The following is an 11,386-nucleotide window of genomic DNA, read 5'->3' on the forward strand; positions in this document are numbered from 1 at the left end:
TTGGTTTTTGTGGGTGTCGGGGAAGGGGGAGAGGGGGGGGTAGACGAGCTGTTCGGGGGGGGGGGGGCCAAGGAAAAATCCCCCTTGTTGTGGGGGGGGGGGGGGAGGCGCCCCCCCCCCCCCCCCCCACTCCGGACGGTGTTGTTCAGGTCAGACGGACGAGCGCCTGCTCAGACGGCGAGCGCCTGGGCGCGGCGCTTCACCTCCGTGCCGCGATTCTCACTCAGCGCCTGCGCGGGGGTGCCGGGCAGGGTCGGGTCGGGGGTGAAGAGCCATTCGAGCATCTCCTCGTCGGAGAAGCCGTCGTCCCTCAGGAGCGTCAGGGTGCCGGACAGGCCCTTGACGACCTTGTCGCCGTCGATGAAGGCGGCCGGCACCTGGAGCGCCCGGTTCTCACCCCGGCGCACGGCGATCAGCTGGCCCTCCTTGACCAGCTGGCGCACACGGGTCACCTCGACATCGAGCATTTCCGCGATGTCGGGGAGGTGCAGCCAGTCGGGTACGAGAGCATCAGTCTTTGCGTCAATCTCGGTCACGCGGTCCAGCGTATCCCTGGCCGGGGCAACCGCGCCGGGCGGTGGATCCGGGTCGCCTACAGAGAGGCCTTCTTCAGGGGGACGGAGGGGTCCGACGCCAGGGACGGGTCGAGCCGGGTGCCCGACTCGATCAGCTTGCGGCCCTGGGCCAGGTCGCGGGGGCGGCCCACCGCGAGCACCGCCACCAGGGCGCCGTCCCGCAGCCAGCACACCGACCAGGCCACGCCCGTCGGGTCGCCGCGCCACACCAGCTCGTCGGCCCCGGCGTGATGGCCCGCGTACTGCACGAAGCGGCCGAACTGCTCCGACCAGAAGTACGGCACGGGGTCGTACGCCGCCGGGGTCTCGCCGACGATGTTCGCCGCCACCGTGCGCGGGCCCTGCAGGGCGTTGTCCCAGTGGTGCACGAGAAGGCGCTCGCCGTACCGCCCCGAGGGGAAGGAGGAGCAGTCGCCGACCGCGTACACGTCGGGCGCCGAGGCGTGCAGCCCCTCGTCGGTCACGACCTCCCGGTGGGCGCCGAGCTCGATGCCGGAGCCGGTCAGCCAGCCCGTCGTGGGCCGCGCCCCGATGCCGACGACGACGGCGCCCGTGAGCAGCCTGGTGCCGTCGGACAGGACCACCGCGCCCGGTTCGACGCGCTCCACGCGCGCGTGGGTGCGCAGCACGGCTCCGGAGTCGGCGTACCAGCCGGCCATGGGGGCCGCGACTTCCTCGGGCAGCGCCCCGGCGAGCGGCCGTCCCGCCGCCTCGACCACGGTGACCGAGCAGCCCGCCTCGCGCGCGGCGGTCGCGAACTCCGCGCCGATCCAGCCCGCCCCGACCACCACGACGTCGTGCTGGTCGGCGAGGACGGGGCGCAGCCGCTCGGCGTCGTCCAGGGTGCGCAGGAGGTGGACGCCGGGGATGCCTTCGGTGCCGGGCAGCCGGATCGGCTCGGCGCCGGTCGCGACGACCAGGACGTCGTAGGCGAGGGGGCCGTCGGCGGTGTCCAGCTCGTGGTCGCCGGGGCGTACCCCGGTGACCTCACGGCCCAGGACCAGGTCGATGCCGAGCGCCGCGAAGTCGATGTCGAAGGCGGAGCCTTCCGCCTTGCCGAGCAGCACCGCCTTGGACAGCGGCGGCCTGTCGTAGGGCCGGTGCCGTTCCGCACCGACAAGGGTGACCGCACCGGCGAACCCCTGTTCGCGCAGGGCCACCGCGGTCTGCACCCCGGCCATCCCCGCGCCGACGATGACGACGTGCCGCTCCGCCTGCGGCGGCTTCCCGGTCTGCTTCCGCTGCTCGCTCACCCGATCACTCTAGGGCGGCCGCCCGGTACGCCCTCAGGTGGATACGAGGAGATCTCTGACACACCGTCACTGCCCATACCCGGACAGCTCCCCTACTGCCGCGCGAAGCGACGGGCTAGGGTGGCCGCTGCAGAGCACTCGCGGGAGCCCGGACGCACCGGGCTGAGAGGGAGGCTGGACGGCCTCCGACCGTACGAACCTGATCCGGGTCATGCCGGCGAAGGGAGGGGCTGGACGCCCATGCATCCACGGACGACATCCGATGCCGCCAAGAGCACGGCCGCGAACGCCACGAGCGACGTCCTCGTCGTCGGGGGCGGCATCATCGGCCTGGTCTCGGCCTGGCGGGCCGCGCAGCGCGGACTCTCCGTCGCGGTCGTGGACCCCGCGCCGGGCGGCGGGGCGGCCCAGGTCGCGGCGGGCATGCTCGCCGCCGTCACCGAGCTGCACTACGGCGAGCAGACGCTGCTCGGCATCAACCTGGAATCGGCCCGCCGCTACCCCGCGTTCGCCGCCGAGCTGACCGAGGCGACCGGGCACGGCCTCGGCTACCGCGCGTGCGGCACGCTGGCCGTCGCGCTCGACTCGGACGACCGCGCCCACCTGCGCGAACTGCACGCGCTCCAGCACCGTTCGGGCCTGGAGTCCGAGTGGCTGAGCGGCCGGGAGTGCCGCCGCCTGGAGCCGATGCTCGCGCCGGGCGTGCGGGGCGGGCTGCGGGTCGACGGCGATCACCAGATCGATCCGCGCAGGCTCGCGGCGGCGCTCGTGGTGGCCTGCGAGCGGGCCGGTGTGGTCTTCCACCGCGCCCTGGCCGAGCGCCTGACGGTCGTGCGCGAGCGGGCGCGCGGTGTCGTGCTCGCCGACGGGACCGAGCTGGGCGCGGAGCAGACCGTGCTCGCGGCGGGCAGCCTCAGCGGGCGGCTCGCGGGCGTCCCCGACGACGTCGTGCCGCCCGTGCGCCCCGTGAAGGGGCAGGTGCTGCGGCTGACGGTGCCGAAGCCGTACGCGCCGTTCCTGAGCCGCACCGTGCGGGCCGTGGTGCGCGGCAGCCACGTCTACCTCGTACCGCGCGAGAACGGCGAGCTCGTCGTCGGCGCGACCAGCGAGGAGCTCGGCTGGGACACGACCGTCACGGCGGGCGGCGTGTACGAGTTGCTGCGGGACGCCCACGAGCTGGTGCCCGGCATCACGGAACTGCCGCTGACCGAGACCCGCGCGGGCCTGCGCCCCGGCTCCCCCGACAACGCGCCGATGCTCGGCCCGACCCGGCTCGCCGGGCTCCAGCTGGCCACCGGGCACTTCCGCAACGGCGTCCTGCTGACGCCCCTGACGGGTGACGTCATGGCGCACGCCCTGACCACCGGCGAGCTGCCCGACGAGGCGCTCCCCTTCACCCCGCGCCGCTTCGACGGCGCCGTCCCCGGGGCGCTCGCCCCCTCCCCTTCCCGTACGCAGCCCTTCACGGAGCAGCCCGTATGAGCACGCCTTCCACCGTTTCCGTCCGCGTCTTCGTCAATGGGGAAGAACGCGATGTGGCCCCGGGCACGACGCTCGACGCCCTCGTGGCCACCCTGTCCGCGGCGCACTCCGGCGTCGCGGCCGCCGTCAACGAAACCGTCGTCCCGCGCGCGCAGTGGCCCGCCACGGCCCTCGCCGACGCCGACCGCGTCGAAGTACTCACCGCCGTCCAGGGAGGCTGAAGCACCATGGCAGACGACCCCTTCGTCATCGGCGGGCTCACCTTCTCCTCGCGCCTGATCATGGGTACGGGCGGGGCGCCGAGCCTCGACATCCTGGAGCGCTCCCTCATCGCCTCCGGCACGGAGCTGACCACGGTCGCGATGCGCCGCCTCGACCCGGGCGTGCAGGGCTCGGTGCTCTCCGTGCTCGACCGGCTCGGCATCCGTGTGCTGCCCAACACGGCGGGCTGTTTCACGGCGGGCGAGGCCGTCCTCACCGCGCGGCTCGCGCGCGAGGCCCTCGGCACCGACCTGGTGAAGCTGGAGGTGATCGCCGACGAGCGCACCTTGCTGCCCGACCCGGTGGAGCTCCTGGACGCCGCCGAGACCCTGGTCGACGACGGCTTCACGGTCCTTCCGTACACCAACGACGACCCGGTGCTCGCCCGCAAGCTGGAGGACGTGGGCTGCGCGGCGATCATGCCGCTCGGTTCGCCCATCGGCTCCGGGCTCGGCATCCGCAACCCGCACAACTTCCAGCTGATCGTGGAGCACGCACGCGTGCCGGTGATCCTCGACGCGGGCGCGGGGACGGCATCCGACGCGGCGATCGCGATGGAGCTGGGGTGCGCGGGTGTGATGCTCGCCTCCGCGGTGACGCGGGCGCAGGAGCCGGTCCTGATGGCGGAGGCCATGCGGCACGGCGTGGAGGCCGGGCGCCTCGCGCACCGGGCCGGGCGGATCCCGCGGCGGCACTTCGCCGAGGCGTCCTCGCCCGTTCAGGGCATGGCCAGGCTCGATCCGGAGCGGCCTGCGTTCTGAGGGCCCGCCCGGGCGGGGCGGGGAGCGTCACAGCTCGGCTGCAGTCACGCACCGAAGCCGCCCGGGCGGGGAGGGCCGACCGCGTCGCCTCGTAGACTCCCTGCGTGGACACGACCCTTCAGGACCCGCTCGTCGGGCAGCTGCTCGACAGGCGTTACCGGATCGACGGGCGCATCGCGGTCGGCGGGATGGCCACGGTCTACCGGGCCGTGGACACCCGCCTGGACCGCGTGCTCGCGCTCAAGGTGATGCACCCGACGCTGGCGGCCGACGCCTCCTTCGTCGACCGCTTCATCCGCGAGGCCAAGTCGGTGGCCCGCCTCTCCCATCCCAATGTGGTCGGCGTCTTCGACCAGGGCACGGACGGCTCGTACGTCTATCTGGCGATGGAGTACATCGCGGGCTGCACCCTGCGCGACGTCCTGCGCGAGCGCGGCGCCCTGCAGCCCCGGGCGGCGCTCGACATCCTGGAGCCGGTCCTCGCCGCGCTCGGGGCCGCGCACCGCGCCGGCTTCGTGCACCGCGACATGAAGCCGGAGAACGTCCTCATAGGGGACGACGGCCGGGTGAAGGTCGCCGACTTCGGTCTCGTCCGCGCGGTGGACACGGTCACGAACACGACCGGCACCGTCCTCGGCACGGTCTCCTACCTCGCCCCCGAGCAGATCGAGCACGGTACGGCGGACACCCGCGTCGACGTGTACGCCTGCGGGGTCGTGCTCTACGAGATGCTGACCGGCGCCAAGCCGCACTCCGGGGACTCCCCCGCCCAGGTCCTCTACCAGCACCTCAACGAGGACGTGCCGCCCCCGTCGGCGGCCGTCCCGGGGCTCGCCTTCGAGCTCGACGAGCTGGTCGCCTCCGCCACCGCGCGCACCCCCGACGTCCGTCCCTACGACGCGGTGGCGCTCCTCGCCCGGCTCAGGGAGGCGCGTGCCGCCCTGTCCGAGGAGCAGCTCGACGCGGTACCGCCGCAGGCGCACGCGACGGCCCACGACGCCCACGACAACGCGGAGGACCGTACGAGCGTCATCCCGCGCGCGGCACGCCCCGTGCAGCTCTCGCTGCCCGCGGAGGGCGAGCGGGAGGGCCGCGGCGGCGAGGACGCGCTGAACCGCACCAGCATCCTGTCGGCCCCGCCCGCGGGACCGCCCGCCCCCGCGAGGGCTTCCCGGCGCCGGTTCGACCCGCGCCGCCGCACGCTCGCGCTCATAGTCGGCGTCCTGCTCGTCCTGGGCCTCGGCACCGGTGTCTGGTACATCAACTCCGGTCAGTTCACCAAGGTCCCGCCGCTCCTGGCGAAGACGGAGGCGCAGGCGAAGCAGCGGCTCGACGACGCCGGCCTCGAGGTCAAGGACGTCAAGCGCACCTACAGCGACACGGACAAGCGCGGCACGGTCATGGACACCGACCCCGCGGTGGGCGAGCGCATCCGGCAGAACGACAAGGTGACGCTGACCGTCTCGCTGGGCCCGGAGACCGTCAAGGTCCCGAACGTCAAGGACATGCCGCTCGCGGAGGCGAAGAAGGAGCTCAAGAACTCCGGTCTCGCACCCGGCATGGTCACCAAGGCCTTCAGCTCCGGCATCGACAAGGGCTCCGTGGTCAGCACGGACCCGCGGGCCGGTTTCACCCGCAAGGCGGGCTCGGCCGTCGCCCTGGTCGTCAGCAAGGGCAACCCGGTCGACACCCCCGACGTGACGGGTGAGTCCGAGGCGGATGCCACCGCGGAGCTCGAGGAGGCCGGCCTCAAGGTCGAGATCGCCCCCTCGCGGATCAACTCCGACGAGGACAAGGGCGATGTCGCCAAGCAGTCCGTCCCCGAGGGCAAGCAGCTCGCCGAGGGCGACACGGTCGAGCTGACGATCTCCAAGGGCCCGCCGATGATCGAGGTCCCGGACGTGACCGGCATGGACGTCGACGAGGCGACGGACAAGCTGGAGGCGGCGGGCTTCGACGTGGAGAAGGACCGCGGTCTGCTCGGCCTCTTCGGCGACACGGTGAAGGAGCAGTCGGTGGACGGCGGGGACAAGGCGGCCAAGGGGTCGACGATCACCATCACGATCCGCTGAGGCCCGCTCCCCGGGGGGCCGCTCCCGGGGAACCGCTCCCGGGGAACGGGCCCCGGGAGTCCGCACGCGTACCGCGGCGGTCCGCCGGGACCGCTGTCGGAGCGCCTTCGCGCGCGTGCCACCCTTGACGGCGTGAGCAGCAACAACTCCCCCAGCGCAGCGTCCCGCAACCCCGTCGGCGGCCATGTCCCCGTCGCCGGTGGTCTCGCCTCTGTCGGCCTCTCGTACGCCCGTGACCTCGGCGCGGAGGCCGTCCAGGTCTTCGTCGCCAACCCCCGCGGCTGGGCGACCCCGCCCGGCAACCCGAAGCAGGACGAGGAGTTCCTCGCGGCCCGTGCCGCCGAGGGGATCCCGGCGTACGTCCACGCGCCCTACCTGATCAACTTCGGCTCGCACACCGAGGCGACCGTGGAGAAGTCCGTGGAGTCCCTGCGCCACTCGCTGCGCCGGGGCCGCGCGATCGGCGCGCTCGGCGTCGTCGTGCACACCGGCTCGGCGACCGGCGGCCGGGAGCGTGCCGTGGCCCTGGCACAGGTGCGCGAGCGCATGCTGCCGCTGCTGGACGAGCTGACGCACGACGACGACCCGTTCCTGCTTCTGGAGTCGACCGCGGGCCAGGGCGCCTCGCTCTGCTCCCGCACCTGGGACTTCGGTCCGTACTTCGAGGCGCTGGACTCCCACCCCAAGCTGGGCGTCTGCCTGGACACCTGCCACATCTTCGCCGCGGGCCACGACCTGACGGGCCCGAGCGGCATGAAGCAGACCCTCGACCTCCTGGTGGAGACGGTCGGCGAGGGGCGGCTGAAGCTCGTGCACGCCAACGACTCCAAGGACGTCGTCGGCGCCCACAAGGACCGCCACGAGAACATCGGCACCGGCCACATCGGCGAGGAGCCCTTCCGCGAGCTGATGGCCCATCCCGCGACCGAGGGCGTCCCGCTGATCATCGAGACGCCCGGCGGCAAGGAAGGGCACGCGGCGGACGTGGCGCGCCTGAAGGAGCTCAGGAACCCGTAGCGGAATACCCCTTGGGGGTATACGGTTCTTGCTGGACGGCAGGAACCGCTATCCGACGCCGGGGGCTTCCCATGCGGCACGACACGCACGCAGGGCACGGCACGGGACACGAGCTCGGCACGCACGACGAACACGCGCGCCACCACCACCAGCACCAGCACCAGCACCAGCACCACGCTCCCGGCCTCGGAAAGGTCAGCTGGCGTACGGCCGCCCAGGCCACCCTGCACTGCCTCACCGGCTGCGCCGTCGGCGAGGTGCTGGGCATGGTCGTCGGCACCGCGTTCGGCTGGGGCGACATGGCGACGATGATTCTCGCGATCGCCCTGGCCTTCGCCTTCGGTTACGCCCTGACGCTGCGCGGCATCCTCAGGGCCGGCGTCGATTTCAAGACGGCGTTCCGGGTCGCGCTCGCCGCCGACACCCTGTCCATCGCCGTCATGGAGCTGATCGACAACGGCGTCATCGCACTCTGGCCCGGCGCCATGGACGCGCACCTGACGGACGCGATGTTCTGGTGGATCCTGGCCATCGCACTGGCGGCGGCGTTCGTGATCACGACGCCGGTCAACACGTGGATGATCGGCCGGGGCAAGGGGCACGCGGTGGTACACCAGTACCACCACTGATCACCCGAAAATCGTCCCTGACCAGCACGGACAGCGTCGCGCAGGACTAGAGCTCGGGGCCGTCCCCGGGCTCTTCCTGGTAGGAGTAGCGCTGCTCGCGCCACGGGTCGCCCACGTTGTGATAGCCGCGCTCCTCCCAGAAGCCCCGGCGGTCCGCGGTCATGTACTCGATGCCCCTGACCCACTTGGGGCCCTTCCAGGCATACAGGTGGGGCACCACGAGCCGGAGCGGGAATCCGTGCTCGGCGGTGAGCAGTTCGCCGCCCTTGTGCGTGGCGAGAATCGCGCGCTCGGAGGCGAAGTCCGCCATCCGCAGGTTGGAGCTGAAGCCGTACTCGGCCCAGACCATCACGTGGGTGGCGTCCGGCGCGGGCGGCGCGATCTCCAGGAGCGTGCGGGTCGGGAGCCCGCCCCACTCGGCGCCCAGCATGCTGAACTTCGTGACGCAGTGCAGATCGGCGACCACGGTGTCGTAGGGCAGCGCGGAGAATTCCTCGTGCGTCCAGCAGTGCTTGTCGCCGTCCGCGGTGGCTCCGAAGACCCTGAACTCCCAGCGCTCGGGGCGGAACTTGGGCACCGGGCCGTAGTGCGTGACCGGCCAGCCGCGCTGCAGCCGCTGACCCGGCGGAAGCTCCGGCTCCGCCGCTTGTCGAGATGCGCGTTCCGCCGGCTGACCCATGGCTCCATCCTGACAGACCCGGGGCGGTGGACGTGACCAGCCGACGCCCCGCGGGTGCCGATCGGGGCAACTCCTACTAAGCGTGCACTTACTGGACGGCCTCCGAACACCGGTGCAAGGATGCGCGCTACCTGCCCAGTAACCCATGTGGAAGGAGCCTCTGCGATGCAGGGCGACCCCGAGGTCCTCGAGTTTCTCAACGAGCAGCTGACCGCCGAGCTCACGGCGATCAACCAGTATTTTCTCCACGCCAAGATGCAGGAAAACTTCGGCTGGACGAAGCTCGCGAAGTACACCCGGTCCGAGTCCTTCGACGAGATGAAGCACGCGGAGGTGCTGACCGACCGGATTCTGTTCCTCGACGGTCTGCCCAACTACCAGCGGCTCTTCCATGTGCGCGTCGGCCAGACGGTCACCGAGATGTTCCAGGCCGACCGGCAGGTCGAGGTCGAGGCGATCGACCGCCTCAAGCGCGGCATCGAGGTGATGCGCGGCAAGGGAGACATCACGTCCGCGAACATCTTCGAGTCGATCCTCGAGGACGAGGAGCACCACATCGACTATCTGGACACCCAGCTCGAACTGGTCGAGAAGCTCGGCGAGGCGCTCTACATCGCGCAGCTCATCGAGCAGCCGGAGAGCTAGGCCCGGAGAGCCGGAGCCGGAGCGTCAGGCCGCCTCGGGGAGCTCCGCGTCGGCGGTGAGCGCCACGGCGGGCTCGCCCTGGTCCACCAGCTCACGGCGGGGACACGCGCCCCGGCCGAGCAGCGCCTGGATGCGTCGTACGCACGAACCGCAGTCCGTGCCCGCCTTGCAGGCCGACGCTATCTGGCGGGGGGTGCAGGCGCCGTCGTCCACGTGCTTCTTCACCTGCGCCTCGGTGACCCCGAAGCAGTTGCAGACGTACACGCGGTTCACCTCCCGGACAGGACTGATCGGTAGCGCCGTCCCGATTAATCGGTGAGGCTAACCTAACCTTACCCGTGACGTCGGGCAGGCAAAAGCCCCGGATACGCCGGTGGGGCGCGGATCACACGGATCCGCGCCCCACACGTGCGTACTGCCGGGAATTACTGGTCGCGGTACATCTCCGCGACCAGGAATGCCAGGTCGAGCGACTGGCTGCGGTTGAGCCGCGGGTCGCAGGCCGTCTCGTAGCGCTGGTGCAGGTCGTCGACGAAGATCTCGTCGCCGCCGCCCACGCACTCGGTGACGTCGTCACCGGTGAGCTCGACGTGGATGCCGCCCGGGTGCGTGCCGAGGGCCTTGTGGACCTCGAAGAAGCCCTTGACCTCGTCGAGCACGTCGTCGAAGCGGCGGGTCTTGTGGCCGGATGCCGCCTCGTAGGTGTTGCCGTGCATCGGGTCGGTGATCCAGGCGACGGTCGCGCCGGACGCGGTGACCTTATCGACCAGCTCGGGCAGCTTGTCGCGGACCTTGTCGGCGCCCATGCGGACGATGAAGGTCAGCCGGCCGGGCTCGCGGTCGGGGTCGAGGCGCTCGATGTACTGCAGCGCCTCCTCGGCCGTCGTGGTCGGGCCGAGCTTGATGCCGACGGGGTTGCGCACCTGGGAGGCGAACTCGATGTGCGCGCCGTCCAGTTGCCGGGTGCGCTCACCGATCCAGACCATGTGGCCCGAGGTGTCGTACAGCCGGCCCGTGCGGGAGTCGGTGCGGGTCAGCGCCGACTCGTAGTCGAGCAGCAGCGCCTCGTGGGAGGCGAAGAACTCGACGGTCTTGAACTCTTCCGGGTCCGTGCCGCAGGCGCGCATGAAGTGCAGCGCGTTGTCGATCTCGCGGGCGAGCTGCTCGTAGCGCTGGCCGGACGGGGACGACTTCACGAAGTCCTGGTTCCAGGCGTGCACCTGGCGCAGGTCGGCGTAGCCGCCGGTGGTGAAGGCGCGGACCAGGTTGAGCGTGGAGGCGGATGCGTTGTACATCCGCTTCAGGCGCTCGGGGTCCGGAATGCGCGCCGCTTCGGTGAAGTCGAAGCCGTTGACGGAGTCGCCCCGGTAGGTCGGGAGCGTCACGCCGTCGCGGGTCTCGGTCGGCTTGGAGCGCGGCTTGGAGTACTGCCCCGCGATGCGGCCCACCTTCACGACGGGCACGGATGCCGCGTACGTGAGGACGGCACCCATCTGGAGCAAGGTCTTCAGCTTGTTCCGGATGTGGTCGGCGGACACGGCGTCGAAGGCCTCGGCGCAGTCCCCGCCCTGCAGCAGGAACGCCTCTCCCTTGGCGACGGAGGCCAGTCGGTCGCGCAGCTGGTCGCACTCGCCCGCGAAGACGAGCGGCGGATACGACTCGAGGTCCGCGATCACATCGCGCAGAGCCTCGGCATCGGGGTACTCGGGCTGCTGCGCCGCGGGCAGGTTGCGCCAGGTGTTGCCACCGGTAGCGGTGGTCTTAGCGTTCACGGTCACCTCGTCAACACTACGTGGTGAACCGGGTGGTCCATCCCCCCGCTCACCAAGTGAGACGGACCAGACACCGTGGGGTGAGCGCTTCCTCTTCGCCGCCCCGCCGATGCGCTAGGGTGCCGGACATGCGTACGCAGACGACGAACCAGAACTGGTGGTGGCCCGCCCATCCGGCGGCCCACTGACTCTGCGCACACAGACTCGCGAAGGCCGCCCGAGGGGCGGCCTTCTGTGTTT

General features: G+C 71.5%; 12 protein-coding genes and 1 riboswitch. Of the genes, 7 read left to right on the forward strand and 5 right to left on the reverse strand.

From position 1 onward, the window contains the following. Positions 1 to 170: 170 nt before the first annotated feature. Both ACZ592_RS35740 and ACZ592_RS35745 read right to left on the reverse strand, forming a co-directional pair. Complete coding sequence (locus ACZ592_RS35740; protein WP_471585886.1) at positions 171 to 536, reverse strand: Rv2175c family DNA-binding protein; 366 nt, start codon at positions 534 to 536, stop codon at positions 171 to 173. Between the two features lie 56 nt (positions 537 to 592). Further along, on the reverse strand, positions 593 to 1,756 hold the full coding sequence (locus ACZ592_RS35745; protein WP_471585932.1) for an NAD(P)/FAD-dependent oxidoreductase: 1,164 nt from the start codon (positions 1,754 to 1,756) through the stop codon (positions 593 to 595). 202 nt (positions 1,757 to 1,958) lie between these two features. After that, a riboswitch (TPP riboswitch) is annotated at positions 1,959 to 2,071 on the forward strand. Between ACZ592_RS35745 and thiO the strand changes: the two genes are divergently transcribed. The 6 genes from thiO (at position 2,069) to ACZ592_RS35775 (ending at position 8,050) form a co-directional block, all read left to right on the forward strand. Beyond that, positions 2,069 to 3,310 (forward strand): glycine oxidase ThiO, encoded by a 1,242-nt coding sequence (thiO, locus tag ACZ592_RS35750; protein ID WP_471585887.1) that lies wholly within the window; start codon positions 2,069 to 2,071, stop codon positions 3,308 to 3,310. Its footprint overlaps the riboswitch before it by 3 nt. After that, on the forward strand, positions 3,307 to 3,531 hold the full coding sequence (gene thiS, locus ACZ592_RS35755; RefSeq protein ID WP_471585888.1) for a sulfur carrier protein ThiS: 225 nt from the start codon (positions 3,307 to 3,309) through the stop codon (positions 3,529 to 3,531). The genes thiO and thiS overlap by 4 nt, the downstream gene beginning before the upstream one ends. A gap of 6 nt (positions 3,532 to 3,537) precedes the next feature. Next, positions 3,538 to 4,332 (forward strand): thiazole synthase, encoded by a 795-nt coding sequence (locus tag ACZ592_RS35760; RefSeq protein ID WP_471585889.1) that lies wholly within the window; start codon positions 3,538 to 3,540, stop codon positions 4,330 to 4,332. 104 nt (positions 4,333 to 4,436) lie between these two features. Further along, positions 4,437 to 6,404, forward strand: coding sequence for a Stk1 family PASTA domain-containing Ser/Thr kinase (gene pknB / locus ACZ592_RS35765; RefSeq protein WP_471585890.1), 1,968 nt, complete (start codon positions 4,437 to 4,439; stop codon positions 6,402 to 6,404). A gap of 132 nt (positions 6,405 to 6,536) precedes the next feature. Next, the gene (locus ACZ592_RS35770; protein ID WP_471585891.1) at positions 6,537 to 7,421 is read left to right on the forward strand and encodes a deoxyribonuclease IV; all 885 of its coding nucleotides are present in this window, start codon (positions 6,537 to 6,539) and stop codon (positions 7,419 to 7,421) included. A gap of 71 nt (positions 7,422 to 7,492) precedes the next feature. Next, positions 7,493 to 8,050, forward strand: coding sequence for a DUF4396 domain-containing protein (locus ACZ592_RS35775; RefSeq protein ID WP_471585892.1), 558 nt, complete (start codon positions 7,493 to 7,495; stop codon positions 8,048 to 8,050). Between the two features lie 46 nt (positions 8,051 to 8,096). Here ACZ592_RS35775 and ACZ592_RS35780 read toward each other — a convergent pair whose 3' ends face one another. Then, positions 8,097 to 8,729: a sulfite oxidase-like oxidoreductase gene (locus ACZ592_RS35780; protein ID WP_471585893.1), complete on the reverse strand. Its 633-nt coding sequence runs from the start codon at positions 8,727 to 8,729 to the stop codon at positions 8,097 to 8,099. Between the two features lie 165 nt (positions 8,730 to 8,894). On the opposite strand from ACZ592_RS35780, the gene bfr reads away from it, so the two are divergent. After that, positions 8,895 to 9,374 (forward strand): bacterioferritin, encoded by a 480-nt coding sequence (gene bfr / locus ACZ592_RS35785; RefSeq protein ID WP_471585894.1) that lies wholly within the window; start codon positions 8,895 to 8,897, stop codon positions 9,372 to 9,374. A 24-nt stretch (positions 9,375 to 9,398) separates the two neighbouring features. Here the strand turns inward: bfr and ACZ592_RS35790 are convergent, their stop codons facing one another. Further along, entirely contained in the window at positions 9,399 to 9,647 is a 249-nt protein-coding gene (locus ACZ592_RS35790; protein WP_471585895.1) for a (2Fe-2S)-binding protein, read from the reverse strand. A gap of 152 nt (positions 9,648 to 9,799) precedes the next feature. Next, positions 9,800 to 11,152, reverse strand: coding sequence for a class II 3-deoxy-7-phosphoheptulonate synthase (locus tag ACZ592_RS35795; protein WP_471585896.1), 1,353 nt, complete (start codon positions 11,150 to 11,152; stop codon positions 9,800 to 9,802). Positions 11,153 to 11,386 lie beyond the last annotated feature (234 nt).

The sequence above is a fragment of the Streptomyces sp. NPDC040622 genome (assembly GCF_055593965.1).